26 protein-coding genes are annotated in these 23,972 nt (G+C 64.3%); 12 read left to right on the plus strand and 14 right to left on the minus strand.

The features are described 5' to 3' along the window. Window positions 1-80 precede the first annotated feature (80 nt). Entirely contained in the window at window positions 81-668 is a 588-nt protein-coding gene (locus ACROUL_RS10020) for an NADPH-dependent FMN reductase (protein ID WP_431299349.1), read from the plus strand. Window positions 669-721: 53 nt separating this feature from the next. Here the strand turns inward: ACROUL_RS10020 and ACROUL_RS10025 are convergent, their stop codons facing one another. Both ACROUL_RS10025 and cobS read right to left on the minus strand, forming a co-directional pair. Further along, window positions 722-1,102: a hypothetical protein gene (locus ACROUL_RS10025; protein ID WP_431299350.1), complete on the minus strand. Its 381-nt coding sequence runs from the start codon at window positions 1,100-1,102 to the stop codon at window positions 722-724. 141 nt (window positions 1,103-1,243) lie between these two features. Continuing rightward, window positions 1,244-2,218 carry a cobaltochelatase subunit CobS gene (gene cobS / locus ACROUL_RS10030; protein ID WP_431299351.1) on the minus strand — a complete coding sequence of 325 codons (975 nt, stop codon included), beginning with the start codon at window positions 2,216-2,218 and terminating at the stop codon, window positions 1,244-1,246. A gap of 184 nt (window positions 2,219-2,402) precedes the next feature. Here cobS and msrB point away from each other — a divergent pair, with 184 nt between their 5' ends. Beyond that, window positions 2,403-2,861 (plus strand): peptide-methionine (R)-S-oxide reductase MsrB, encoded by a 459-nt coding sequence (gene msrB, locus ACROUL_RS10035; protein WP_431299352.1) that lies wholly within the window; start codon window positions 2,403-2,405, stop codon window positions 2,859-2,861. 46 nt (window positions 2,862-2,907) lie between these two features. Here msrB and ACROUL_RS10040 read toward each other — a convergent pair whose 3' ends face one another. Then, a complete protein-coding gene (locus tag ACROUL_RS10040) occupies window positions 2,908-3,546 on the minus strand; it encodes a J domain-containing protein (protein ID WP_431299353.1) in 639 nt (212 codons plus the stop codon). A 71-nt stretch (window positions 3,547-3,617) separates the two neighbouring features. Between ACROUL_RS10040 and ACROUL_RS10045 the strand changes: the two genes are divergently transcribed. Beyond that, window positions 3,618-3,869, plus strand: a complete 252-nt coding sequence (locus ACROUL_RS10045) for a BolA family protein (protein ID WP_431299354.1) — start codon at window positions 3,618-3,620, stop codon at window positions 3,867-3,869. A gap of 55 nt (window positions 3,870-3,924) precedes the next feature. Continuing rightward, complete coding sequence (locus ACROUL_RS10050) at window positions 3,925-4,140, plus strand: hypothetical protein (RefSeq protein WP_431299355.1); 216 nt, start codon at window positions 3,925-3,927, stop codon at window positions 4,138-4,140. Here ACROUL_RS10050 and ACROUL_RS10055 read toward each other — a convergent pair whose 3' ends face one another. Further along, window positions 4,141-6,276, minus strand: coding sequence for a malate synthase G (locus ACROUL_RS10055; protein ID WP_431299356.1), 2,136 nt, complete (start codon window positions 6,274-6,276; stop codon window positions 4,141-4,143). A 183-nt stretch (window positions 6,277-6,459) separates the two neighbouring features. Between ACROUL_RS10055 and ACROUL_RS10060 the strand changes: the two genes are divergently transcribed. From ACROUL_RS10060 to ACROUL_RS10070, 3 genes are read left to right on the plus strand one after another with little or no spacing between them, the layout of a single operon-like run. Continuing rightward, window positions 6,460-6,798 carry an ArsR/SmtB family transcription factor gene (locus ACROUL_RS10060; RefSeq protein WP_431299357.1) on the plus strand — a complete coding sequence of 113 codons (339 nt, stop codon included), beginning with the start codon at window positions 6,460-6,462 and terminating at the stop codon, window positions 6,796-6,798. Continuing rightward, entirely contained in the window at window positions 6,795-7,277 is a 483-nt protein-coding gene (locus tag ACROUL_RS10065; RefSeq protein WP_431299358.1) for an SRPBCC family protein, read from the plus strand. Before ACROUL_RS10060 ends, ACROUL_RS10065 begins: the two co-directional genes overlap by 4 nt. Beyond that, the gene (locus ACROUL_RS10070) at window positions 7,274-7,720 is read left to right on the plus strand and encodes an SRPBCC domain-containing protein (protein ID WP_431299359.1); all 447 of its coding nucleotides are present in this window, start codon (window positions 7,274-7,276) and stop codon (window positions 7,718-7,720) included. Before ACROUL_RS10065 ends, ACROUL_RS10070 begins: the two co-directional genes overlap by 4 nt. Before the next feature lie 3 nt (window positions 7,721-7,723). On the opposite strand, the gene ACROUL_RS10075 is transcribed toward ACROUL_RS10070, so the two are convergent. From ACROUL_RS10075 to ACROUL_RS10085, 3 genes are read right to left on the minus strand one after another with little or no spacing between them, the layout of a single operon-like run. Beyond that, entirely contained in the window at window positions 7,724-7,876 is a 153-nt protein-coding gene (locus ACROUL_RS10075; RefSeq protein ID WP_431299360.1) for a DUF2256 domain-containing protein, read from the minus strand. After that, the gene (locus ACROUL_RS10080; protein WP_431299361.1) at window positions 7,877-9,382 is read right to left on the minus strand and encodes an FAD-binding domain-containing protein; all 1,506 of its coding nucleotides are present in this window, start codon (window positions 9,380-9,382) and stop codon (window positions 7,877-7,879) included. Between the two features lie 48 nt (window positions 9,383-9,430). Continuing rightward, window positions 9,431-9,715 (minus strand): hypothetical protein, encoded by a 285-nt coding sequence (locus ACROUL_RS10085; protein WP_431299362.1) that lies wholly within the window; start codon window positions 9,713-9,715, stop codon window positions 9,431-9,433. Window positions 9,716-9,822: 107 nt separating this feature from the next. On the opposite strand from ACROUL_RS10085, the gene pepN reads away from it, so the two are divergent. Continuing rightward, window positions 9,823-12,390 carry an aminopeptidase N gene (pepN, locus tag ACROUL_RS10090; protein ID WP_431299363.1) on the plus strand — a complete coding sequence of 856 codons (2,568 nt, stop codon included), beginning with the start codon at window positions 9,823-9,825 and terminating at the stop codon, window positions 12,388-12,390. 18 nt (window positions 12,391-12,408) lie between these two features. Here pepN and ACROUL_RS10095 read toward each other — a convergent pair whose 3' ends face one another. Beyond that, on the minus strand, window positions 12,409-13,083 hold the full coding sequence (locus ACROUL_RS10095; protein WP_431299364.1) for a lytic transglycosylase domain-containing protein: 675 nt from the start codon (window positions 13,081-13,083) through the stop codon (window positions 12,409-12,411). Window positions 13,084-13,147: 64 nt separating this feature from the next. Here ACROUL_RS10095 and ACROUL_RS10100 point away from each other — a divergent pair, with 64 nt between their 5' ends. From ACROUL_RS10100 to ACROUL_RS10110, 3 genes are all read left to right on the plus strand, one after another. Then, window positions 13,148-14,368: a hypothetical protein gene (locus ACROUL_RS10100; RefSeq protein ID WP_431299365.1), complete on the plus strand. Its 1,221-nt coding sequence runs from the start codon at window positions 13,148-13,150 to the stop codon at window positions 14,366-14,368. Window positions 14,369-14,505: 137 nt separating this feature from the next. Beyond that, window positions 14,506-16,017, plus strand: coding sequence for an Asp-tRNA(Asn)/Glu-tRNA(Gln) amidotransferase subunit GatB (gene gatB / locus ACROUL_RS10105; protein ID WP_431299366.1), 1,512 nt, complete (start codon window positions 14,506-14,508; stop codon window positions 16,015-16,017). A gap of 102 nt (window positions 16,018-16,119) precedes the next feature. Continuing rightward, window positions 16,120-16,500 carry a DUF4177 domain-containing protein gene (locus ACROUL_RS10110; RefSeq protein ID WP_431299367.1) on the plus strand — a complete coding sequence of 127 codons (381 nt, stop codon included), beginning with the start codon at window positions 16,120-16,122 and terminating at the stop codon, window positions 16,498-16,500. Here the strand turns inward: ACROUL_RS10110 and ACROUL_RS10115 are convergent, their stop codons facing one another. The 5 genes from ACROUL_RS10115 to ACROUL_RS10135 form a co-directional block, all read right to left on the minus strand. Beyond that, window positions 16,501-17,601 carry a pyridoxal phosphate-dependent aminotransferase gene (locus ACROUL_RS10115; RefSeq protein ID WP_431299368.1) on the minus strand — a complete coding sequence of 367 codons (1,101 nt, stop codon included), beginning with the start codon at window positions 17,599-17,601 and terminating at the stop codon, window positions 16,501-16,503. A gap of 256 nt (window positions 17,602-17,857) precedes the next feature. Further along, entirely contained in the window at window positions 17,858-20,959 is a 3,102-nt protein-coding gene (locus tag ACROUL_RS10120) for a valine--tRNA ligase (protein WP_431301277.1), read from the minus strand. Window positions 20,960-21,046: 87 nt separating this feature from the next. Beyond that, window positions 21,047-21,391: a DUF1428 domain-containing protein gene (locus ACROUL_RS10125; protein WP_431299369.1), complete on the minus strand. Its 345-nt coding sequence runs from the start codon at window positions 21,389-21,391 to the stop codon at window positions 21,047-21,049. Between the two features lie 63 nt (window positions 21,392-21,454). After that, the gene (locus ACROUL_RS10130) at window positions 21,455-22,228 is read right to left on the minus strand and encodes a hypothetical protein (protein WP_431299370.1); all 774 of its coding nucleotides are present in this window, start codon (window positions 22,226-22,228) and stop codon (window positions 21,455-21,457) included. Next, window positions 22,225-22,656 carry an ABA4-like family protein gene (locus ACROUL_RS10135; RefSeq protein ID WP_431299371.1) on the minus strand — a complete coding sequence of 144 codons (432 nt, stop codon included), beginning with the start codon at window positions 22,654-22,656 and terminating at the stop codon, window positions 22,225-22,227. Before ACROUL_RS10135 ends, ACROUL_RS10130 begins: the two co-directional genes overlap by 4 nt. 100 nt (window positions 22,657-22,756) lie before the next feature. Between ACROUL_RS10135 and ACROUL_RS10140 the strand changes: the two genes are divergently transcribed. Further along, window positions 22,757-23,335 carry a TetR/AcrR family transcriptional regulator gene (locus tag ACROUL_RS10140; RefSeq protein ID WP_431299372.1) on the plus strand — a complete coding sequence of 193 codons (579 nt, stop codon included), beginning with the start codon at window positions 22,757-22,759 and terminating at the stop codon, window positions 23,333-23,335. On the opposite strand, the gene ACROUL_RS10145 is transcribed toward ACROUL_RS10140, so the two are convergent. Next, entirely contained in the window at window positions 23,336-23,767 is a 432-nt protein-coding gene (locus ACROUL_RS10145; protein WP_305569772.1) for an Lrp/AsnC family transcriptional regulator, read from the minus strand. It lies immediately after the preceding gene. Window positions 23,768-23,972 lie beyond the last annotated feature (205 nt).

Below are 23,972 nucleotides of genomic sequence, written 5' to 3' on the forward strand. Positions count from 1 at the left end.
GGGGTGCGGGATTGGCAGCGGGCCGGTTACGACCACATTAAACGGACAGAATTGCACACACCTTCAAGGGAACCACCGCCATGAGCAAAAAGCCGCATATCGCCATCATCGTCAGCTCTACCCGCGCCACGCGCTTTGCCGACATCCCGACCGCCTGGATCAAGGCACAGGCCGAGGCGCGCAGCGACCTGACCGTCGAAGTCGTCGACCTGCGCGACCACCCGCTGCCGTTCTTCGCCGAAGTGGCCTCGAACGCCTGGGCTCCGTCGCAAGACGCAGCCGCCGTCGCTTGGCAGAAGAAGATCGGTGGCTTTGACGGCTACATCTTCGTGGTCGCCGAATACAACCGCTCGATCACCGGCGTGCTGAAGAACGCGCTGGACCAGGCGTATGTCGAGTGGGCGAAAAAGCCCTTCGGCGCGGTTGCCTACGGCTCGATGGGCGGTGCCAACGCACTTGGCCACCTGCAGAACATCGGCGTGGAGCTTCAGATGGTCCCCACCCGCAACAACGTCCGCATCGGCGGCGGTGATTTCTTCAAGGTCCACCCCGGCTTTGGCGGCTCGGGCAAACTTGCCGACATCGAAGGCTCCATCACTCCGTCGGCTTCGGCAATGCTGGATGACGTTATCTGGTGGGCCAAGGCGACGATGGCCGCAAAGGCCTGATCCATCAGACTGTTTTGCAGAAAAGGGGCGGGCGACCGCCCCTTTGTCATGCTTCAGGATTGCCCGATGAGCGCAAGGCACTGCCCGATCAGATAATCGGCTCGCTGTTTTGCAAGTCTGTCCCGGCCAAAGGTGGCGCGCGTCAAAAGCCCCGCCTGTGCCACCTTCGCCTCGATCCGCCAGCCCATCACCTGCGCCCCCTGACCCTGGGGCGCGACCGCATCCACCAGAGCCAGCATCGCCTCGCGCGAGCGGGCCGTGGCCTCTGACGCAGGTCCGTCAACCAGCCATTGATGCTCCATCAACGCAGAAAGCCGGCCTGCGCAGACGGCGAAGGTTCGCAGATCGGAAGCGGGTTGCGTTTGGGCCGAAGCCGCTGGTGCCAGTGCCTGAATGGCAAGGCAGACCGGGATGGTTTCGCAAAGAGTTTTCAAAGCGCCCATGTTGTGAACAATAGGCTTCAAAATTCGCACGTAAATAGGGCGAAAAGAAAACTTGCGTCAGCCGATCGAGCAGGCGGGCAATAAAAAGGGTGCGCCGAAGCGCACCCTTTGTCGTGTCGAAGCGGGTGACGGTCAGCGCATCGCCATGCTGGCGGCACTTTCCGGCAGTTCTTCCGCGAAACACCGCTGATAGAATTCGGCCACCGTCTGCCGCTCCAGCTCGTCGCATTTGTTCAGGAAGGTCAGCCGGAACGCATAGCCCACGTTACGGAAGATCTCGGCGTTCTGCGCCCAGTTCAGCACGGTGCGCGGGCTCATCACGGTCGACAGATCGCCGTTCATGAAAGCGGTCCGCGTCAGGTCGGCCACGGTCACCATCTGGCCGATCGTCTTGCGGCCCTTCTCGGTGTTGTAGTGCGGCGACTTCGCCAGCACGATTGCGGCCTCGGCGTCATGGCTCAGATAGTTCAGCGTCGCGACCAAAGACCAACGGTCCATCTGCGCCTGGTTGATCTGCTGGGTGCCGTGGTAAAGCCCCGTCGTATCGCCAAGACCCACCGTGTTCGACGTGGCGAACAGGCGGAAATACGGGTTCGGCGTGATGATCTCGTTCTGGTCCAGCAGCGTCAGCTTGCCGTCATGTTCCAACACGCGCTGGATTACGAACATCACGTCGGCGCGGCCTGCGTCGTATTCGTCGAACACGATGGCAACGGGATTACGCAGCGCCCAAGGAAGAATCCCCTCGTGGAATTCCGTCACCTGCTTGCCGTCGCGCAGCTTGATCGCATCCTTGCCGATCAGATCGATCCGGCTGATGTGGCTGTCAAGGTTCACCCGCACCGTCGGCCAGTTCAACCGCGCGCCGACCTGTTCGATGTGCGTCGATTTGCCCGTGCCGTGATAGCCCTGGATCATGACGCGGCGGTTGTAGGCAAAGCCTGCCAGAATCGCCAGCGTCGTGTCGGGGTCGAACTTGTAGGTCGGGTCGATGTCCGGCACCCGGTCGGTGCGCTCGGCAAAGCCCTTGACGCGCATGTCGGTGTCGATGCCGAAGACATCGCGGACCGAGATTTCTTCGGTCGGTTTCAGGGCCTGATCCAGCATGCGTCGTCCAATCCCAAGAGTCTCCGCGCCCGGCGCGCGGTATGTGTTGTTTGGAACATATCGCAGGGGGGTTCAAGGGGAAGGCAACGATCACGCCGCTTCGCTTTTCAGTGAAGGTGAAACTTACCGCTTGGGGCGCGCGTAGCTTCGGGCGTTAGGTTGGGCGTGGCAAAGGATGGGCACGATGAAACGCAGACACTTCATGATGATGACGACGGCCGCGATCTTCGCAGCCCCGATGGTGCGGGCCGAAGAGTTCGAGGTCACATTGACCGAGGCCGAATGGCGCGCGCGGCTGTCCGAAGAACAGTTTGCCGTACTGCGCGAAGAAGACACCGAACCGGCTGGCTCCAGCCCGCTCGACGGCGAAAAGCGCAAGGGCGTGTTTCAGTGCGCCGGCTGCGACCTGCCACTTTATGCCTCCGAGGCGAAGTATGACAGCGGCACCGGCTGGCCGTCGTTCTTTGAACCCCTGCCGAACGCGGTGCGCACCAAGGAAGACCCCGGTCTTTTCGGCAGCCGCACCGAGGTGCATTGCCGCCGCTGTGGCGGGCATCTTGGCCATGTGTTCGACGACGGGCCGGAACCAACCGGCAAACGCTACTGCATGAACGGCGATGCGATGGTGTTCCGGGCGGCCTGAGGGGCCACTGTCATCCGGGCGAGGGGCGGCCAGCGCGGCCGCCCGCCTATTCCCGGAAAAACCGGCTGTCCTTCAACTGGTCCCAGGCCCAGACCACCTCTTGCAGCCGTTCCTCGTCGGACCGGTCGCCGCCGTTCATGTCAGGGTGCAGATCCTTGACCAGCGATTTGTATTGCTTGCGGATCTCGGTCTTGGTCCAGGTGTCCCTTGCGTCGAGGATCTCGATCGCCTTCCGCTCGGTCGGCGGCAGTTTGCGGGTGGCGTTCGACGTCACCGTTCCCCTACCGGGGTTTTGCGTGGCCTTTTCGCCCAACAGCGACATCGGGTCGTTTACCCCAAGCCGCGCCCACGCGTTGCCATCACCTATCCGCGAGAACGGCTTGGTCTCGCGCTCCCAAACCCGGTCCTTGTCGAGGAATTTCTGGAACTCCTCGTCTGTGGTGCCCTGAAAGAAGTTCCACTTCAGGTTGTACTCTCGGATGTGGTCCTTGCAGAACCAGAAAAATTCATCCAGCAGGTCCGGCGATTTCGGCGCGCGGTAAGCGCCGGCCTCCTTGCACTCGGGATAATCGCAGGCTTTGTTCGACGTCTCGAATGCCCCCGACATGCCGCGCCGAACGGTTTTCTTGCGTTTTTTGTCGGCAGAAACGCGGATGTCGAACTCAAAGGGCGGGCGGTTAGTCATTCGGGGGCCTTTCCGACTCGGGGCCGTGAGTTTAGGGGTTTTGACGGCGGATAGAAGGGGGTGAGGCTGAAATGGCTGTGAAGGACGAAATCGAGGCACGGCTGTCGGCGGCTTTCGCACCGGAACGGCTGGAGGTTGTGAACGAAAGCAACCGTCATGCCGGCCATTCCGGCGACGACGGCTCTGGTGAAAGCCATTTCAAGATCCTGATCCGCGCGGCGGCCTTTCAGCCGATGAACCGCGTGGCCCGGCACCGGGCGGTACATCAGGCCTTGGGCGACCTCAATACCCGGGTGCATGCAATAGCGCTGGATATCGGCTAGGCAGGGAACATCCAACCTACCCTCTGGTTGACTTTCAAAGCCAAGGAGATGGAGCATGTTTCCACATTTGCGCGTCCTGCTTGTTACGCTTTGGGCGTCTTGTGTCGCGGGCGTTGTCGTGATCGCCGGGCTGGCACAGGGGTACTACGACTGGCTGACGTTCGCGTGGGCCTTGGTCTTTGCCGTGTCCATCGGCGTGCCCGCAGGCATGCTGAACTGGGCGCACCTCAGACCCGACCGTGCGGCCGAGATGCGCTCCAGCCGCCGCTGATCAGCCCGCTGCCTTCTGCTGCTGGCGGTAGGCGTGCAGCACCGGCTCGGTATAGCCCGACGGCTGCGTGCGGCCCTTGAACACCAGATCGCAGGCCGCATGGAATGCCGGGCTGTCAAAGCGCGGTGCCATTGGCCGGTAGGCCGGATCGCCCGCATTCTGCCGATCGACGTCCGCCGCCATCTTGCGCAGCGCGGCGATAGTCTGCGCCTCGGTGATCACACCGTGATGCAGCCAGTTGGCCAGCGCCTGCGCCGAAATCCGGCAGGTCGCCCGGTCCTCCATTAGCCCGACATCGTGGATATCCGGCACCTTGGAACAGCCGATGCCCTGACCGACCCAGCGTACCACGTAGCCAAGAATGCCTTGCGCATTGTTTTCCACCTCGCGCTGCACCAGGTCGGCGGGCCAGTTTGTGCCGGTGGCGACCGGAATGGTCAAAAGCTGGTCCAGCGTCGCCCGTGGCCCACCTTGCGCCAGCGCCTCTTGTCGCGCCTTCACGTCCACCCGGTGATAATGCGTGGCATGCAGCGTCGCCGCGGTGGGTGAGGGCACCCAGGCACAACTGGCCCCGGCCTGCGGATGCGCGATCTTCTGCGCCAGCATCGCGGCCATCTGGTCGGGGATCGCCCACATGCCCTTGCCGATCTGGGCCCGTCCGCGAAGACCACAAGCCAGACCGATATCCACGTTTCGGTCCTCATAGGCCTTGATCCAGGCTTGCCCCTTCATGTCGCCCTTCGGCACCATCGGCCCGGCTTCCATCGAGGTGTGGATCTCGTCGCCGGTCCGATCAAGGAACCCGGTGTTGATGAAGGCCACCCGCGATTTCGCGGCACGGATGCATTCCTTCAGGTTGGCGCTGGTCCGGCGCTCTTCGTCCATGATGCCCAGTTTCACCGTGTTGCGGGGCAGGGCGAGGCAGTCTTCCACCAGCGTGAACAGATCATCCGAGATCGCAACTTCATCCGGCCCATGCATCTTGGGCTTCACCACATAGACCGAACCGTGCAGCGAATTGCGCGGGCCATCGGTCTTTTGCAGGTCGTGCATCGCACAAAGCGTGGTCACGAAGGCATCAAGCACGCCTTCCGAAATCTCGGCCCCGCTGCCCTCCAGCACAGCGGGCGTGGTCATCAGGTGGCCCACATTGCGCACCAGCATCAGCGCGCGGCCCTTAAGGCTGTGGGCCGATCCGTCGGGCGCGGTAAAGTCGAAATCGGGGGCAAGCCGCCGGGTGATGGTGCGGCCGTCCTTTTCCAGCACCTCTTCAAGATCGCCGCGCATCAGGCCCAGCCAGTTGCCGTATGCCGCCACCTTGTCCTCGGCGTCGACGGCGGCAATGCTGTCTTCAAGGTCCATGATCGCCGACAGCGCGGCTTCAAGCCTGATGTCGGCTACCCCAGCGCGGTCCTGCGCGCCGATGCGGTGGCCGGGGTCCATGCGCAAGACGATGTGCAAACCGTGGTTGCACAGAAGGATCGCATTCGGCGCCTCGGCCGGGCCACGGTAGCCGGCAAACTGCGCGGGGTCTTTCAGTGCCGGGTGCAGCGCCCCTCCAACCACTGTGTAGCGCGGTGCATCTGCATGCGAGCCCTCCGCAAGAGGGGCCACGTCATCAAGAAAAGCCCGACCCCAGGCGATTACCCGCGCCCCGCGCGCCGCGTCATAGCCCGCGCCAGCCGGCAGATCGCCCATCGCGTCGGTGCCATAAAGCGCGTCGTAAAGACTGCCCCAGCGCGCGTTGGCCGCGTTCAGCGCGTAGCGCGCGTTCATCACCGGCACCACAAGTTGCGGGCCCGAGATGGTGGCGATTTCGGGGTCGGTGCCAGTAGTCTCGATCTGGAAATCCGTGCCTTCGGGTACCAGATAGCCGATCGAGGTCAGAAAGGCGCGATACGCCTCGGCATCGTGCGGCCGGCCCCTCCGCGCGCGGTGCCAGTCGTCAATCTGCGCCTGCAGGCTGTCGCGCCGGGCCAAGGCATCGCGGATGCGCGCACCGATCGTCGCATGGGCACGGGCAACGCCGGACCAGAACGTATCGGCCAGGATGCCGGTGCCGGGCAGGGCGTCGGTTTCGACAAAGCTGGCCAGACGTTCATCGACTGCCAGACCTGATCTGATCACGCGCGTCATCGTCCGCCTCCTTCGTATGCAATGGCATACCAGTTAGGCCGGGCAGGGGTCAGGCGCAAGAACCGCCTGTCGCGGATTATACGGCAGCGTGCGAAATCATCTGGTGCGAACCGTTGAAAGTAAAACTTAGCACAGTCGCTAAGTTTTACTTGCCGCGACTCGGGCCGCATGATACTTAGCGATATGGCTAAGCATGAACCTGACCTTTCCCTCCTGTTCCACGCGCTGTCAGACGCCACGCGACGCGCCATGCTTGCGCAACTGGCTGAAGGCCCGGCAACCGTCAGCGATCTTGCCGCCCCGACCGGGCTGCGCCTGCCGACGATCATGCGCCATCTGGCGGTGCTGGAAGAGGCGGGGTTGATCACCACGACCAAGGGCGGTCGCATCCGGTCCTGCGCCTTCGTGCCAAAGGCGTTGGACCCGATGCGCACATGGATGGATGAGCAGCGCGCGATCTGGGAAGCGCGTCTCGACCGACTGGATGACTACGTAATGAAACTGATGGAGGCGCGGAAATGACCGCAATCACCGATCTCGATCCCGAACTCGACCTTGTGCTGACGCGTGAACTCAATGCCCCGCGCGACCTGATCTATACCTGCTGGACCACGCCCGAACATCTGGTGCACTGGTTCGTGCCAAAGCCGCACAAGGTGATCGCCTGCGACCTTGACGTGCGCGCCGGCGGCGCCTGCAACACGACCTTCGATGTCGAGGGCAACGTGATGGAAAACAAGGGCGTCTACCTCGAGGTGATCCCCAACGAAAAGCTGGTGTTCACCGATACCTATACCGCCGGTTGGAAGCCCGCCGCCGAACCGTTCATGACCGCGATCCTGACCTTCGAGGATATCGGCGGCGGCCGCACCCGCTATACCGCAATCGCCCGGCATCGCAGCGCCGACACCGCCAAGGCCCACAAGGACATGGGCTTTTTTGACGGCTGGGGCACGGTCGCGACACAGCTTGAGGCTTATGCGCAAGGATTGATGACATGACCGCCGATCGCACGATGGTGCTGGCACGGGTGATCAAGGCCCCGGTTTCACTGGTCTGGGCCGCTTGGATGAACCCCGAAACCCTGCCGCACTGGTGGGGGCCGGACGGCTATTCCTGCCGCACCTCACGCATTGATCTGCGGGCCGGGGGCGAATGGGTGTTCGACATGATCGGGCCGGATGGCACGGTCTACCCGAACCACCACCGCTACACCGTGGTAGATCCCCAGCGCCGCATCGACTACACCCTGCACTGGGGCGAAAATGGCCCTAAACACGCCGACGCCTGGGCCGATTTCGAGGATCTGGGCGATGCCACCAAGGTCACCCTGTCGATGACCTTCATCACCGCCGAGGAATACCAGAACGCCAAGGGTTTTGGCGCGGTGGAACTTGGATTGCAGACGCTGGGCAAGCTCGCTCACTTCATCGGCGCCGAGTAAGCCTCAGCGCCGGGGCGGCTTGGCGCCCCGGCAGCGGTCCGAGCAATACTTGACCTCGTCCCAGACCTTTTCCCATTTCTTGCGCCACGTGAACGGCTTGCCACAGGTGGCGCAGGTCTTGGTCGGCAGGTCCGATTTCTTCACCCCGCGAGGCATTTAAAGATCAAGGCTCAACTGGGCCGATGGCGGCTTCCTCGGTGCCGCCCGGTCGTTGACGAACCGCGCGTCGGCCCGGCTGGCGTGGCGTGTCACGATCTTCGCCGCCGCGTCTGCAAAACCGGGGCCACGGCGGGCCGACCAGATCGCATCGCGCGCCGCCCGCGCCGCCGAGGCCACGTCAATCATCGGCTCAGGATAACGATGCCCCAGCAATCGCCGCGCCTCAGGCCATTTCCACGGCTCGTGCAGGAACGCATCCGGCACGGCGGCCAGTTCTGGCACCCAGCGCCGTGTGAAAACACCTGACGGGTCCTGATCCAGCCCCTGCTTCACGGGGTTGTAGATGCGCGGCGTGTTGATGCCGGTGGTGCCAGATTGCATCTGCACCTGCGGCCAGTGGATACCGGGTTCGTAATCGGTGAACATCCGCGCCAGATGCGCGCCGCTCTGCCGCCAGTCAAGCCACAGGTGATAGGATGCGAACGACGTGACCATCGCCCGCATCCGGAAATTCAGCCACCCCGTCGCGGCAAGGTACCGCATGCACGCATCCAGAAACGGCAGGCCGGTTTCCCCCGCAGCCCAGGCCTGCAACCGCGCCCCATCGCTCAGCCGAGGTCGCACGGCCTCGGCACCGGGGTGCAGCGCCCGAATTTCGATCGACGGTTGGTCCTCGAGCTTCTGGATGAAGTGGTCGCGCCACGCCAGCCGGGATTGAAAGCTGCTCAGCGCACCGCCCCAGCGCCCGCCCGGTCGTTCGGCTTGTCGGGTGGCAGTGATCTGCGCCGCTTCCCGCAAACTGAGCGTTCCGAACGCAAGATGCGGTGACAGCCGCGAACAGGCCCGCTCCGCACTCAACGGTGACGACATGGCGGTGCGGTAAGGCTCGCCGCGTGACGCGAGAAAACTGTCCAAAAGCTGCTGCGCTTGGGCTCGCCCGCCGCTTTGGCGATGGGGGCACCGATCATCCGCCAGTTTCAGCGCACGAGCCAAGGGGATCTGTCCGGGTTCGACACCCGATACACCCCTCAGTTCGGGTGCCGGCAGCCTTGGCGCCGCCACGAACGCATCGCGTGCCCGCGCCCATCCATCGCGGCTCGAAAGACGGCGCACGACGCCCGATTGGGAAAGCTCGGTCCAGGCCACCCCCGCGCCCCGCGCCCACGCCGCCACGCGCCGGTCGCGCGCGTAAGTCCACAGATTTCCTGTTTCTTCATGGCTGACAAGGTCAGAGATCGAATGCTGCTGGCAAAGCCGGTTCAACACCGCCACCGCATCCCCCGTCCGCACCGCAAGTGGTGCACCCAACGCCGCCAGCTCGTCGCGCAAATCCACCAGCGATTCCGCGATGAACGCCCATTGGCGGGCCGAGGCGTCCGGCTGCGCCCAATACTCCGGCTCAACGATATAAACCGGCAGGACCGGCCCGATCTCTGCCGCGCGGCAAAGGGCAGGGTGGTCGGTAACGCGCAGGTCGCGCTTGAGCCAGACAAGAACAGACATGGAACATCCATAGCAAATCCATCGGCTGGCTCAACCGCAAATCGCCACTCATGGGGCCGACGTTGAAGGCCGCGCTGTCGGGATGGCCGAGGGTGTCGTGGTTTCGGTGCTGCGTTGCGGCTCGGTCGGGTCCACGGGCGGCGCGTCGGTGGCTTCACCGGTCCGCCCGTCGATCTGGGCCTCGTTGGTCTCGGTCGGGTTGCCTTGGTCGGCGGTGCGCATCATCAGCCAGAACAACAGTCCCAATGCGAAGACGACTACGACCATCATTCCGATCAGAGGCCCGACATGCCGCCGGCGTTGCTTTTCCAGATTGGTGTGTGGTGCCGACATCGTGCCATCCTTGGGTCATTGAAGGGAAAACCGGGTCAGCCGTTGTCGTGGCGCTCCCGCACAGGTAACCTGACCACACGCGCAATGTTCCCGACCGGCAGGACCACATGACCCAAACCACCCCGCAAACCGTTCGCCTTGCGGATTACCAGCCCTTTACCCACCTCATCCAGAAGGTGGATCTCACGTTCACCCTGTCGCCCTCCGCCACCAAGGTTAAGGCCCGCCTCGCCTTGGCTCCCAACCCGGCCCGGCCGGGCCACCACGCCCTGAAACTGGATGGCGAGGGCTTGCGGCTCCTGTCCTGCACCGTGGACGGCGTCGATGTTGCCCCAAAGCTCAGCCCGACCGGCCTGACGCTGGCAGCGCGACTTTTGCCAAAGCGCCCCTTCATCCTCGAAACCGTGGTGGAAATCGCCCCCGAGGCGAACACCGCCCTGACCGGGCTTTACATGTCGCGCGGCATGTATTGCACCCAATGCGAGGCCGAGGGTTTTCGCCGCATCACCTTCTACCCCGATCGCCCCGACGTGATGTCGCGCTTCAAGGTGCGCATCGAAAGCAAGCTGCCGATCCTGCTATCCAACGGCAACCCGGTCCGGCGCGGCAAGGCCTCGGCGGTATGGAGCGATCCTTGGCCCAAACCGTCCTACCTTTTCGCGCTGGTAGCCGGCGATCTGGTGTCACACTCCGCGAAATACACGACCAAGTCCGGGCGCGAGGTTGTGCTGAACATCTGGGTCCGGCGCGGTGACGAAGACCGCTGCGCCTATGCGATGGACAGCCTGATCCGCTCGATGCGCTGGGACGAAGAGGTCTATGGCCGCGAATACGACCTGAACGTCTTCAACATCGTCGCGGTCGACGATTTCAACATGGGTGCGATGGAAAACAAAGGGCTGAACATCTTCAACTCCCGCTACGTCCTCGCCAGCCCCGAAACCGCCACGGATGAAGATTTCGCCCGGATCGAGGCGATCATCGCGCACGAATACTTCCACAACTGGACCGGTAACCGCATCACCTGCCGCGACTGGTTCCAGCTTTGTCTCAAGGAAGGCCTCACCGTTTTCCGCGACCAGCAGTTTTCCGGCGACATGCGCTCCGCCGCAGTCCGCCGGATCGAAGATGTGATGACCCTGCGCGCCCGCCAGTTCCGCGAAGATGCCGGGCCCTTGGCTCACCCGGTGCGGCCCGACAGTTTCGTCGAGATCAACAACTTCTACACCGCCACGGTCTACGAAAAGGGCGCCGAGGTCATCGGCATGTTGAAGCGCCTTGTGGGCGATGACGCCTACACCCGCGCGCTCGACCTTTACTTCGACCGCCACGATGGCGACGCGGCCACCATAGAAGACTGGCTGAAGGTGTTCGAAGATGCCACGGGCCGCGACCTTTCCCAGTTCAAATACTGGTATACCGAGGCCGGAACTCCCAAGTTGCACGTCACCGACCATTTCGCCGATGGCGTCTACACCCTGACCTTCGAACAGGAAAACCCGGCCACGCCCGGCCAGCCGGAAAAGCACCCCAAGGTGCTGCCCATCGCCGTGGGCCTTCTCAACCCCAACGGCGACGAGGTGGTGCCGACAACCGTTCTCGAAATGACCGAGGCCCGACAGAGCTTCCGCTTCGAGGGGCTGGCCGCCCATCCGATACCGTCGATCCTGCGTGGCTTTTCAGCGGCTGTCGTCCTCGACCGTGACACCCCAGCCGCCGAACGGGCCTTCCTTCTGGCCCACGACACCGACCCCTTCAACCGCTGGGAAGCGGGTCGCGCGCTTGCCAAGGATGTGATGCGCCGGATGGTGACCGATGCAGCAGAGCCTGCCGCCGATTGGCTCGATGCGCTGGCACATCTGGCTCTGGACGACACTCTAGATCCTGCCTACCGCGCGCTTGCCCTGCGGCTGCCGGGCGAAGACGACATGGCCCAGACCCTGCACGGCGCGGGCCATGTGCCGGACCCCGACCGCATCCACGCCGCGCGGCGCAAGATGGGCGACGCGCTTGCCGCCCGGCTTGGTCCGCGGCTGCCCCGCCTGATCGACGATCTGGCCGACGTGGGCCCCTTCACCCCGGACGCAAAGGCCGCCGGTCGCCGCGCCTTGCGGGTGGCAGCACTCGGCCTTCTGTCGCGTCTCGATGGCGGGGCGGCGGCCGAGGCGGCCTACGCCAAGGCCAACAACATGACCGAAGAGATCGGCGCGCTTTCGGCCTTGCTCGATGTGGGCAAGGGCGCGGCGCAGCTTGACCTGTTTCAGGCGCGCTGGTCCGCCGACCGCAACGTGATGGACAAATGGTTCTCGCTGCAGATCGCCCACGCCGCGCCCGCCGATGCGGCCCGCGTGACGGCAACCCTGACCGACACCGCCGCTTTCGACTGGAAGAACCCCAACCGCTTCCGCTCGGTGATCGGGGCGCTGTCGGCCAACCATGCCGGATTTCACCACCTGTCGGGTGCATCCTACCGGCTGGTTGCCGACTGGCTGCTGCGGCTGGACCCGCTCAACCCGCAAACCGCGGCCCGTGTCTCGACCGCGTTCGAGACGTGGCACCGCTACGACACCACGCGTCAACAGATTGCCAAGGCCGAACTGCAACGCATCCTTGCCGCGCCGAAGCTTAGCCGTGACCTGCAAGAAATGATCGAACGGATGCTGGGAGCCGCGTAAGGCGTCTCCGCCAGCGCCTCAGCTGCGCGGCGACCGGGTAAGGGCCACAGAGGCCACCCCTTCGCTGCAATAGGGTTGCGACTTGGTCCAGCCTGCGATCTCGGCCCGCTTGGCCCGGTCGCGGAAGGGCATCCAGTCACGCCCTGCGCCACGGTTGCCTTGTCCGGCCACGACGCCGTCACGAGCAACTTGCTGGGACAATATGGTTACCGCGCATTGCAGGTTTGCCGCGCCATCCTTTAACGCTTTCGCCGAGGTCGCCTCACAACCGTAATTCCCCGCGGTGCGCGGCGAAATCTGCATCAATCCGATATATAGCCCGCCGCCGCCTGCCGCGGCCGGGTTCCACGAACTTTCATACTTCGCCACTTTCGACAAAAGGCCCGCCCAGAACATCCGCCGTTCGTCCAGTGACGCGCTTGCGTAGCCCGGACACCATGCTGCGATGTCATCCGGCACACCCTGCGCCAGATCTGCATCTTTTGACGACACCGCCAGCAAAGTGGCCGAGGTCCAGCTTGCCGCCTCGGGCCGGTGATCCCAACCCATAGGCGGCGAATCGGGTTTGGTGCCAGACCGCTCCGCATCTGCCGGGAACACGCATGCCGATAGTGCGATCGTCGCACTCAACCCCAGGATGTAAAGCCAGCGATTTTCCGTTGGTCTGACACTCGAAATCCCTGTCGTTACCATCTTTACGCCCCGATTAGCGGCCAATTTGGCACTCAGTTTGCCACTAGTTTTAAAAGGTTCCGCAATGGTGATTACACAGCCGCTCCCAGTCGTGGAAACCCGGGGTCCCGGGCTTCAGCAGAATATCGCCGCCACGTTCGGCCTCCCCGAAAATTTCGCAGACATGCCGCGTGAGGCGCTGCCCGCCGACATGGTCCTGGAACGTCTCGATCTTAAGATGCTGAAGATGGCCCCCGAGGTCACCGAATGGCACTGCATCCGGGCCGATCACGCGGCAATGGCTGAAACCGGCCAATGGTCCGACTTGCTTGATTGCCTGCGCTTCGCCGATCAGTCGCGCGCCGCAGCCACCGGTGGCAAACGCGTCGCCACCCTGATCAGCCGCGGCGCACGCTCGGCCTTGGCAACCGCGATCGACCTCAAGGATTGGCCAGCGGCCGAAGCCGAGATTGCCCGCTTTGAGACCGTCTTTGAAACCCACCCCGACGATTACGCCGCAGCCCATCTTCTGGCGCAGGCGCATCTGGATCTGGCCTGGGCCAAACGTCTGGTGTCGACGGGCGCCACCCTTTCCCGCGACTTGTGGAAGGAAACGACCGCCCATGTCGCGCGCGCCGAAGACGTGGTGTCGCTGTTCGACCCGATCGAAGAGATGTCGCCGATCCTTGCCGCCACGCGTTACCAACTGGTGCGCGGCATCGAAGGCGGCCGGACGCTTTGCCGCGACTGGTACGAAGACTGGTGCGATCTCGATCCGACGGATGCCGACATCCACGCAATCCACGCCCAGCACCTGTTGCCCCACTGGTTCGGAACGCTTGCCAATTTCGACCGCGAGGCAAAACAGGCAGCCAGCATGACCGCCGCGCAGACCGGCAATGCCGCCTATGCCGTGTTCTACATGGCCGCCGCCGAAATCCTCGGCGATTTCCCGCCGGGCATGGACGTCATCCAGTTTCTGTCGGGCCTTGCAGACTTCCAGGCAGCAACCGGGTGCCAGTACCGCGCGAACCTTGTGGCCAACATCATGGTCGAATTGATGGAGGGCTTTGCCATCGACGGCGCGTCGAAATCCTACGAGTTGGGTCTGACGCGGGCCGCGCTGTCGGACCTGTTGTGGAACCGCCTGACCGAAATCCACCTCTCCGCATGGCGCGATGGTGCCACCGGGGTGGTCTTCGCCATCAACCAGATCTTCGGACCCGCGATCCTGCGCGGTGCGCGGATCGGGGTGCGTGGCACCGGCCTTGCCGCCATCATGCCCGAAGACCGCGCCGTCGCCTGACAGCTGCCATACGTTTGCCAGACGCCTGTCAGACGCCTGCCAGACAGGTGTCTCGACAGGCGTCTGCCCCGTCGCCCCTTGCCCAACGGCCCGCACGGCCCTAAACCCGGCAGCGGAAACCGCCGTCCGGAGGCATGATGCTCGACCTCGCCCATACCGCCCCCAAGCCCCGCGTCATCGCGGGGGCCAAGCACGACTGGGAACTCGTCATCGGGATGGAGATCCACGCGCAGGTGTCTTCCAACGCCAAGCTATTCTCCGGCGCCTCGACCAGCTTTGGCGCCGAGCCGAACTCCAATGTTGCCTTCGTCGACGCCGCGATGCCGGGAATGCTGCCGGTTATCAACGAGTTCTGCGTCGAACAGGCGGTCCGCACCGGTCTTGGCCTGAAGGCGCAGATCCACCTGACCTCGGCCTTCGACCGCAAGAACTACTTCTACCCCGATCTGCCGCAGGGCTACCAGATCAGCCAGCTTTACCATCCCATCGTCGGCGAGGGCGAGGTGCTTGTTGAACTTTCTCCCGGCGTGGCGCGGCTGGTGCGGATCGAACGCATCCACCTTGAACAGGACGCGGGCAAGTCGATCCACGACATGGACCCGAACCTTTCCTTCGTCGATTTCAACCGCACCGGCGTGGCGCTGATGGAAATCGTCAGCCGCCCCGACCTCCGCGGCCCCGAAGAAGCCGCCGCATACGTTACCAAACTGCGCCAGATCCTGCGCTACCTTGGCACCTGCGACGGCAACATGCAGAACGGCAACCTGCGCGCTGACGTCAACGTGTCCGTCTGCCGTCCCGGCCAGTACGAGAAATATCAGGCCACGCAGGATTTCAGCCACCTCGGCACACGCTGCGAAATCAAGAACATGAACTCGATGCGCTTCATTCAACTGGCCATCGACTTTGAGGCGCGCCGCCAGATCGCCATTCTGGAAGACGGCGGCAGCATCGTGCAGGAAACCCGCCTCTATGACCCCGACCGCAACGAGACGCGCTCGATGCGGTCCAAGGAAGAGGCGCATGATTACCGCTACTTCCCCGACCCCGACCTTCTGCCCCTCGAAATCGAGCAGACCTGGGTCGACCACATCGCAGCAACCATGCCGGAACTGCCGGATGCCAAGAAATCACGCTTCATGTCGGATTTCGGCCTGACCGATTACGACGCGAACGTGCTGACCGCCGACCTCGAAAGTGCCGGTTTCTTCGAGTCCGTCGCCAAGGGCCGCGATGGCAAACAGGCAGCGAACTGGGTGATCAACGAGCTTTTCGGTCGCCTGAACAAGGAAGGCCGCGCGATCATCGACAGCCCGGTTTCAGCCGCGCAACTCGGCGGCGTCCTGGACCTGATCGCCTCGGGCGAGATTTCCGGCAAGATGGCCAAGGATCTTTTCGAAATCATCTGGACCGAAGGCGGCGTCCCCGCCGACGTCGCCGCCGCGCGCGGCATGAAGCAGGTGACCGACACCGGCGCCATCGAAAAGGCGGTCGACGAGATCATCGCCGCGAACCCCGAGCAGGTGGAAAAAGCCAAGGCCAACCCCAAGCTGGCCGGCTGGTTCGTGGGCCAAGTGATCAAGTCGACCGGCGGCAAGGCCAACCCGGCAGCCGTGAACGCACTGGTCGCGGCAAAGCTTGGCCTGTAAAGCCCGCTCGGCAACCCGTTGCCGATGCGGCTAATGCATCATGCGGCGGGAACCGGGCTGCTTTAGGGTCGTTCATCAAGTCTGAGGACGTCGGAGGGTAGAATGCAGCGGTTCGAGTATCATGTGGTGCCAGCCCCACGGCGTGGCGAAAAGGCGCGCGGCGTCAAGACGACGGAGGAGCGGTTCGCGTTTGCCCTGTCGAACCTGATGAACCAGCTTGGTGCCGAAGGCTGGGACTACGTTCGCGCCGATGCCTTGCCTTGCGATGAACGGGCAGGCTTTACCGGCACCAAGACCACCTTCCAGAATGTGCTCGTGTTCCGCCGCCCGCTGCGCGCTTTGGGCGATGATCTGCCGGAAAAGCCAGCGATGCGGCTCTTCAACCCCGAACCGGCGGCAGCTGGCCCCAAGCTTGGACCGGTTGAAACTCCGGTTGGCCCCGCGCCAGCGGTTGGGCCAGCCAAGGGCGTTGCGGCCGAGTGATCAGCCGACCACTTTCAGCGCCTCGGGCAGAACAGCCTCGAACACGTCCATCGCCGCCTCATCGCCAAGGCTGACGCGGATGCAGCGGTCAAGCGGTGCGACGCCTGGCATCCGGATGAACACGCCCCGCTGGCTGATCTCGGCCAGCAGGTGGCGGGCGTAATCGCCGTCACGGCCGCAGTCGATGGTCACGAAATTGGTGGCCGAGGGCAGGGCGGCAAGCCCGTTGGCAGCGGCGATCCGGGTCACGCGCCCGCGGGCGGCGACGACCTCGGCCTGAACCTTTGCAAGCCACGCCTGATCCTGCAGCGCGGCCAGCGCACCGGCCTGCGACAGCCGGGTCATGCCGAAATGGTCGCGGACCTTGTCGAATGCGACCGCAAGCTCGGGATTGGTGATCGCATAACCCACCCGCGCGCCGGCAAGCCCGTAGCCTTTGGAAAAGGTCCGCAGCCGGATCACCTGCGGATGGTCGGCGGGAATGTCGGGGATGGTGCCTGCGGGCGCGAGGTCGGCATAGGCCTCGTCGAGAAGGAGCAGGGTCTCGGACGGCAGGTTGGCGATCAGGTCCTCGATCACCGAAGCCGGGTGGTGGCTGCCCATCGGGTTGTCGGGGTTTGCCAGATAGAGCAGCCGCGCGCCGGTCTGGCGGGCGGCCGCGAGAAGCGCGTCGGGATCTTCGAAGTCGCCCCGGTAGGGCACGCGGGTAAGGGCGCCGCCGTAGCCTGCGACGTGGAAATTGAACGTCGGGTAGGCGCCGAGCGAGGTGACGACCGGCGTTTCGGGCGCGAGCGTGAGGCGGCAGACCAGGCCGAGGAGGCCGTCGATGCCGGGGCCGACGGCGAGGTTGGCGGTGCTGATGCCGTGGTGGGCCGCGAGGGCGGTCTTCAGGTCGTGGTTTTCCGGGTCGCCGTACTTCCAGGCCTCAACGGCGGCGTCCTGCATCGCCCTGATGGCCGCGGGCGAGGGGCCGAAGAGGGATTCGTTGGCCCCGAGGCGAGCGCGGAACGGGTGGCCTTGACGGCGTTCCAAGGTTTCCGGTCCGGTGAAGGGAACGGTGGAGGGAAGGGCGTCGGCGAGGGGGGTGAGAAAGCGGGTCATGGACGCGAGTTTGCGGGGGAATTCGCCAGCCCGCAAGGGGGGTGTCCCACGGTGGGACATTCGGCCAAGAGATTGATTTCGTGTTATTTCGAGTTTGAACCTTAAGGAATTGGCAAGGGTTTCCCACGACCGAAGGCGGTAGTGGCGCCGTGCGGGCGGGTCTTGGCGGCAGAGCGCCGGTCCGGCGCTGGCGATGGAAAAGGGGGGCTTCGCGCCCCCCTTGAACCCCCCGCGGGATATTTGCGGACAGATGAAATCAGCCCAAGTCGGCGAGGCGGGTGAGCGCGGCTTGCAGTTTGGCGGCCTCGTCTTCGCGTGCCTCAAGGTTGGAGCGGGCTTCCTCGACCACATCCTCGGGGGCGGATTTGGCGAAGTTCGGGTTGTTGAGACGCCCCTTCAGGCCACCGATCTCCTTTGCCAGCTTGTCCGCAGCCTTGGTCAGGCGGGCCTTTTCCTCGGCGATGTCGATAATGCCGGCGAGGGGGATGGCGAAGGCCGCCCCCTCGACCGCGACCGAGATCGCGCCTTTCGGGGCGGGGCCTTCGGTCAGCGCCTCGATCCGGGCGAGGCGCTTGATCAGCGCCTCGTTCCGGCCCCAGGCGGCGCGGGCGGCATCGTCGAGCGTGGTGGCGACCATGTCGAGTTTCAGGCCGACCGGCACGTGCATCTGGGCGCGGGCGGAGCGGATTTCGTCGATCAGGGTGGTGACCCAGTTCATTTCGGCATCGGCCTTGGCGTCAATGAGATCAAGGCCGTAGGCGGGCCAATCGGTGTGAACGAGCGGCTTGGCCCGGGTGCCGGTGGTCTGCCACAGCTCTTCGGTGATGAAGGGCATGAAGGGTTGCAGCAGGATCATCGACTGGTCGAGGACCCAAGCCATCGTCGCCCGCGTCTCGGCGGCTTCGGGCCCGTCGAACAGCGGCTTGGCGAATTCGACATACCAGTCGCAGACCTTGCCCCAGACGAACTTGTAAAGCGCATCGGCGGCCTGATCGAAGCGGTAATCGTTCAGCGCCGCGTTCACCTCATGCAGCGTGCGGGCGGCTTCGCCGATGATCCACTGGTTGACGGTCGCCTTTGGCGTGGGGGCAGGGCCGGTGGCGTGGCCTTCCCAGACGCCGTTCATCTCGGCAAAGCGGCAGGCGTTCCAGAGTTTCGTCCCGAAGTTGCGATAGCCGGCGATGCGACTGGTGTCGAGTTTGAGCACACCACCGAGGCTTGCCATCGCGGCATTGGCAAACCGCAGCGCATCGGCGCCGTATTCGTCGATGATCTCAAGGGGGTCGATGACGTTGCCGAGGGATTTCGACATCTTCTTGCCCTTGGCGTCGCGGACGAGGCCGTGCAGGTAGACGGTGTGGAAGGGCACCTCGTTCACCACGGCCAACTGCATCATCATCATCCGGGCGACCCAGAAGAACAGGATGTCTTGCCCGGTGACGAGGACCGAGGTCGGGAAATAGCGGTCAAGTTCCGGGGTCTGTTCGGGCCAACCGAGCGTGCCGATCGGCCAGAGGCCGGAGGAGAACCAGGTGTCGAGCACATCGGGGTCGCGCCAGACCGGGTAGGCAAGGCGCGTCGGGTCTTGCGTGACCGCGTAGTCGGCGAGCGAGGCCGCAAGAGCCTCGACGGCGGCGTGGCGGTCGGCCACTTCGACGATGCGGGCGGTGTTCAGGGGGTGCGGCAGGCTGGCCAGATCGTCGCGGAAGCGTTCGGCCACGCTGGCAAGGTCGGCTGCGCAATGGAAGCGGGCGTCGCGGTCGACATAGCCGCCATCGCCAAGGACGCGGAGAAGTTCGACGTTGTCGAGCGCATCGTCGCCTTCGTCGTCGGTGAAGCCTTCGGTGTAAAGGTTCAGGCCATACCAGACCGGAATCTGATGCCCCCACCAAAGCTGGCGGCTGATGCACCACGGCTCGATATTCTCCAGCCAGTGGTAATAGGTCTTTTCGCCCGAGGGCGGGATGATTTTCGTGCGGCCTGAGCGCACTGCATCCAGTGCGGGTTCGACGATCTTGGCGGTGTCAACGAACCACTGGTCGGTCAGCATCGGCTCGATCACCACGCGTGAACGGTCGCCGAACGGCTGCATGATCTTCTTCGCCTCGACCACCGGCTCAAGGCGCAGGTGTTCCGACCCGGTCTCGGGATCGGTTTCCTTGACGAGCGTGGTCACGGCGAGGCCTTGGGCGGTGATGTCTGCGACGACCAGTTCGCGCGCCTTGAGCCTGTCGAGGCCGCGGTACTTTTCCGGCACAAGGTTCAGGCTGTCGACCTCGGCCTCGGTCGTGGGGGAGCCGGCGGCGATCTCGCGGGCGCGCAGCACGGCCTCGGCATAGGGGGCACCGTCGGCGCGCATCTGGGCGCGGCTGTCCATCAGGCGGTAGCAGGGGATGTTGCCGCGCTTGGCCACCGCGTAGTCGTTGAAATCATGCGCGCCGGTGATCTTGACCGCACCCGAGCCGAAGGTCGGGTCGGGGTATTCGTCGGTGATGATCGGGATCAGGCGGTCGCACAAGGGCAGGTGGACCATCTTGCCGACGATGGGTTTGTAACGATCATCCGAGGGGTGAACCGCCACCGCACCGTCGCCAAGCATGGTTTCGGGGCGCGTGGTGGCGATGGAGATGTAGTCGCGGATCTCGCGGAAGGTGACGGCACCTTCGGCGTCCTTCTCGATGTATTCATAGGTTTCACCGCCCGCGAGGCGGTATTTGAAGTGCCACATGTGGCCCGCCACCTCAATGTTCTCGACCTCGAGGTCCGAGATCGCGGTCTCGAAATGCGGGTCCCAGTTCACCAGACGCTTGCCGCGATAGATCAGGCCCTTTTCGTAAAGGTCGACGAACACCTTGATCACGGCGTCATGGAAGTTGCCGTCCTCGCCCGCAGGGGCACCGGGGGCGCCGGACATGGTGAAGGCCTCGCGCGACCAGTCGCAGGAGGCGCCGAGGCGTTCCAGCTGACCGCGGATGTTGCCACGGGATTTGCGTTTCTGGTCCCACACGCGGGCGAGAAACGCCTCGCGGCCCATCTCGCGGCGGCTGGGTTCGCCGTTCTGCGCCATCTCGCGTTCGGTGACCATCTGGGTCGCGATGCCGGCGTGGTCGGTGCCGGGCTGCCAGAGCGTGTCGTGGCCCTGCATCCGGTGCCAGCGTGTAAGGATGTCCTGCAACGTGTTGTTGAAGGCGTGGCCCATGTGCAGCGCGCCGGTCACGTTCGGCGGCGGGATCATCACGGAGAACGCCGGCGCGCCGGGTCTGGCGTTGGCGCCAGCCTTGAAGGCGCCCATGCTCTCCCACATCGCGTAAAGGCGGGCCTCGGCCTCGGCGGCGTTGAAGGTCTTTTCCATCGGCATGATCATGTCCCTCTGCGGTCGGGCGGGTTCTACCGCGCGCGGGGGCAAAGGAAAAGCGCCAGATCAAACGGGATCACCCGCCGCGTGTCAGCGTTCGTCGATCAGCGCGGCGAAACCGCCGTAGACCATGCGCTTGCCGTCGAACGGCATCTCGACCTCGGGCATCTCGTCCATCATGCGGGCGTGGGCGCGGTCGCGGGTTTCCTTGTCGGGCCAGGTGATCCACGAAAAGACCACCGTTTCATCGGGTTGCAGATCGACCGCGCGGCGGAAATCGGTGTGGGTTCCGGCCGGCACATCATCGCCCCAGCCGACCACCAGCGTCAGCGCGCCAAAGCCTTTGAACATCGGCCACCACTGCAGCTCGTGCTCGCGGTAGCGGTCGCGGTCCTGATTGCGGACCGGGATCAGAAAGCCGTCGATATAGGGCATGGGACCGTCCTTTCCGTCAGAGTGTTGGCGGGTAAACTGTCAGCGCGGCGGGAGGTTCCCCGGTCAAAGCGGATGCAACGGCAGACCCATCAGCGCCTGCGCAAAGGTACCAAGCGTCAGCGCGGTGTAGACCGCCGCCGTGGCCCAGACCGCAGCACGCGATCCCGTCAGCGCGGCGAGCGGGACCGCGTGCATCGCATGGGTGGCAAGGAAATGCGCGACGCGCAGATCGCCCACCTCGCGCGACCATCCCATCACGGGCAAGCGCGCGCCGGTCAGAGGGGTGCCGATGTGATGCCCCGTGCCGGACGACATGGTTCCGGCGACCACGACCGTCAGCACGAAGGTCAGGATCAGGCCAAGGGCCAAGCCCAGATGCAGCGTGTTGGCGCGGGTCTTCCAGAACACCACCCCCATCGCCATGCTGAGCGAGGTAAGTGTGACCGCAGCCAACCCCATCAGGCCGTAAAGGCCGGGAACGGTCAGGTTGAAATGCGATCCCGTGCCAAGCGCGGCGGCACCGCCGATCCAGAGCACCTCTGCCACCACGGCGGCGATGACGATGGCCTGATAAATGCGCCAGTTGCGGGCCAGAAGGCGCCCTTGTGGCAGGGCGAGGGCATAGACCGCCAGCGACCCGGTGTAGATCGCAAGTGCGATGTGGAATTTCAGCGGCTTCAGCCAGATGCTTTCGCCCTGGAACTGCCGCGTATCGACTGCCATCGCCATGAGGATGGGGGCTGCGGCGAGGATCAGGATCGCGGTGATCGCGGTCAGTTGGGGTGCGGCCTGACGGATGCGGTCGAACGGCGAGGCGGTGAGGGCAAGCGCGGTCATGCGGGAACCTTTTCGGTCAGGGCGCGGGTGGCGCGAAGGATGTGAAAGGCAAGAAACCCTGCCGGGCCGAACAGGAAGGTCAGCGCAAGGCAGGGGATGACGAAGGCGTGCGCGATGCCTTCGGCGCGCGCCGTGCGGGTGATCCACGCACCGACGAAGAGATCGAAGGCGAGGTAATGCAGCCACCCCGCCAGCGCGACGCCAGGGGTGGTGAAAAGCGCCATCACCTCGGGCAGCGAGCCGAAACCGCCGGGCGCGCCAGACCAGAAACTGAGGACCAGCGCGGCGTAGGCGACAGACAGGAGAAGCGGAATGAGCAAACTTGCCACCCGGTCGGCCCAGACGGGCGCCAACGGCGACAAGAGCAACGCGCCCCAGCCGACAAGGACCAAGGGGTTCGCAAGTTGAAAGAGGGCATCGGGGGTCATGGCGGCCTCATATCTTGACACTGTCAGGATAATGGCGGCGAAATCTATCCACTGTCAAGATCATTTTGACATTGGAAAGTCGGCTTGCTAGACAGGGTGCATGAAGATCGAAGCCAAACCCTACCACCACGGCGATCTGCGCGCCGCGCTCTTGGCGGCGGCTGAAGCGGAACTGGCCGAACGCGGGATCGAAGGGTTTTCGCTGCGGTCGGTCGCCAAACGGGCAGGGGTTAGCCACGCCGCCCCGGCACACCACTTCGGCGATGCCGACGGGCTGTTGACTGCGCTGGCGACCGAAGGCTTTCACCGCTTTCTCGCCTGCCAGCACCAGCGCGAGGCAAAGGCCGACCCCGACCCCTTGGCGCAACTGGTGGCGGCGGGTCTGGGCTACGTCGATTTCGCGATGGAACGCCCGGCGCTGTTTCGATTGATCTTTTCCTCGTCCCGCCCGAAATCGGCGGACCCTGACCTTCTGGCTGCGGGCAATGCATCCTATGGACATCTGGTGGCGCAGGTGGACGCGGCCAAGGGCGATGCAGCCGATGTGGCGGCAGCCTGGGCTATGGCGCACGGGCTGGCCGATCTGGTGATGTCGGGCAGGCTGCAAAGCATCGCGGCGATGGAGCCTGCGGCGCGCGATGCGATGCTGGCCGGGTTGATCCGCCGGGCGCTGCCCTGATTACACCGCGCGGTCGATCTTGGTCGACAGGTGGATCAGGCTTTCCGACCCTTTCACCCCGGTCATCGCACCGATCTGGTCAAGCACCTGATCCAGCACTTGCGTGTTCGGGCAGGCGATCTGCATCAACAGATCGAAGCGGCCCGAGGTGGTGAACACCCGCTCCACCTCGGCGATCGACTTCAGGCGGGTCAACACTGCGGCTTGCGCGCGGGGTTCGATGGTCAGCAGAACCGACGCGCGCAACCGTCCTTCGCGGGCACCTTCGCCCAGCTTCAGCGTATATCCCGCGATCACGCCCGAGGTCTCCAACCGCTCCAGCCGGGCCTGAATGGTGGACCGCGCGACCTTCAACCGGCGCGACAGTGTGGCCACTGACATCCGCGCATCGGCCCCCAGAAGCCCCAGAATGTTGCGATCAAGCTCGTCCATGCAATATGCCCACCCTTTTCGTCATTATAACGACGTATCGCTGCATTTATAGAGTTTTGTTCGGTGAGTTTGTCCACCATATGCGGCATCCTCGATTGCAGGTAAAGGGCGGCTCATACGCACCTGGCCTGGTTCACTTGAAACCACGCTGGTGCCCGGTCCCACAGCTGCGCGGGGGTTAGGGCGAAGCGTCTTCATTGGCAGA

Origin of the sequence: Tabrizicola sp. BL-A-41-H6, from assembly GCF_050632395.1 — a bacterium.
Lineage (GTDB): Bacteria > Pseudomonadota > Alphaproteobacteria > Rhodobacterales > Rhodobacteraceae > JAUYQR01.

Bases quoted from the DNA above. Each gene is read 5' to 3' on its own strand.
- msrB (WP_431299352.1), top strand. From the start codon at position 2,403: ATGAAACGCAGACACTTCATGATGATGACGACGGCCGCGATCTTCGCA.
- ACROUL_RS10100 (WP_431299365.1), top strand. From the start codon at position 13,148: ATGGTGATTACACAGCCGCTCCCAGTCGTGGAAACCCGGGGTCCCGGG.
- pepN (WP_431299363.1), top strand. From the start codon at position 9,823: ATGACCCAAACCACCCCGCAAACCGTTCGCCTTGCGGATTACCAGCCC.
- ACROUL_RS10045 (WP_431299354.1), top strand. From the start codon at position 3,618: ATGGCTGTGAAGGACGAAATCGAGGCACGGCTGTCGGCGGCTTTCGCA.
- ACROUL_RS10145 (WP_305569772.1), bottom strand. From the start codon at position 23,767: ATGGACGAGCTTGATCGCAACATTCTGGGGCTTCTGGGGGCCGATGCG.
- gatB (WP_431299366.1), top strand. From the start codon at position 14,506: ATGCTCGACCTCGCCCATACCGCCCCCAAGCCCCGCGTCATCGCGGGG.
- ACROUL_RS10050 (WP_431299355.1), top strand. From the start codon at position 3,925: ATGTTTCCACATTTGCGCGTCCTGCTTGTTACGCTTTGGGCGTCTTGT.
- ACROUL_RS10135 (WP_431299371.1), bottom strand. From the start codon at position 22,656: ATGACCCCCGATGCCCTCTTTCAACTTGCGAACCCCTTGGTCCTTGTC.
- ACROUL_RS10070 (WP_431299359.1), top strand. From the start codon at position 7,274: ATGACCGCCGATCGCACGATGGTGCTGGCACGGGTGATCAAGGCCCCG.
- ACROUL_RS10130 (WP_431299370.1), bottom strand. From the start codon at position 22,228: ATGACCGCGCTTGCCCTCACCGCCTCGCCGTTCGACCGCATCCGTCAG.
- ACROUL_RS10055 (WP_431299356.1), bottom strand. From the start codon at position 6,276: ATGACGCGCGTGATCAGATCAGGTCTGGCAGTCGATGAACGTCTGGCC.
- ACROUL_RS10080 (WP_431299361.1), bottom strand. From the start codon at position 9,382: ATGTCTGTTCTTGTCTGGCTCAAGCGCGACCTGCGCGTTACCGACCAC.
- ACROUL_RS10125 (WP_431299369.1), bottom strand. From the start codon at position 21,391: ATGCCCTATATCGACGGCTTTCTGATCCCGGTCCGCAATCAGGACCGC.
- ACROUL_RS10140 (WP_431299372.1), top strand. From the start codon at position 22,757: ATGAAGATCGAAGCCAAACCCTACCACCACGGCGATCTGCGCGCCGCG.
- ACROUL_RS10040 (WP_431299353.1), bottom strand. From the start codon at position 3,546: ATGACTAACCGCCCGCCCTTTGAGTTCGACATCCGCGTTTCTGCCGAC.
- ACROUL_RS10120 (WP_431301277.1), bottom strand. From the start codon at position 20,959: ATGCCGATGGAAAAGACCTTCAACGCCGCCGAGGCCGAGGCCCGCCTT.
- ACROUL_RS10065 (WP_431299358.1), top strand. From the start codon at position 6,795: ATGACCGCAATCACCGATCTCGATCCCGAACTCGACCTTGTGCTGACG.
- ACROUL_RS10020 (WP_431299349.1), top strand. From the start codon at position 81: ATGAGCAAAAAGCCGCATATCGCCATCATCGTCAGCTCTACCCGCGCC.
- ACROUL_RS10095 (WP_431299364.1), bottom strand. From the start codon at position 13,083: ATGGTAACGACAGGGATTTCGAGTGTCAGACCAACGGAAAATCGCTGG.
- cobS (WP_431299351.1), bottom strand. From the start codon at position 2,218: ATGCTGGATCAGGCCCTGAAACCGACCGAAGAAATCTCGGTCCGCGAT.
- ACROUL_RS10060 (WP_431299357.1), top strand. From the start codon at position 6,460: ATGGCTAAGCATGAACCTGACCTTTCCCTCCTGTTCCACGCGCTGTCA.
- ACROUL_RS10110 (WP_431299367.1), top strand. From the start codon at position 16,120: ATGCAGCGGTTCGAGTATCATGTGGTGCCAGCCCCACGGCGTGGCGAA.
- ACROUL_RS10085 (WP_431299362.1), bottom strand. From the start codon at position 9,715: ATGTCGGCACCACACACCAATCTGGAAAAGCAACGCCGGCGGCATGTC.
- ACROUL_RS10115 (WP_431299368.1), bottom strand. From the start codon at position 17,601: ATGACCCGCTTTCTCACCCCCCTCGCCGACGCCCTTCCCTCCACCGTT.
- ACROUL_RS10075 (WP_431299360.1), bottom strand. From the start codon at position 7,876: ATGCCTCGCGGGGTGAAGAAATCGGACCTGCCGACCAAGACCTGCGCC.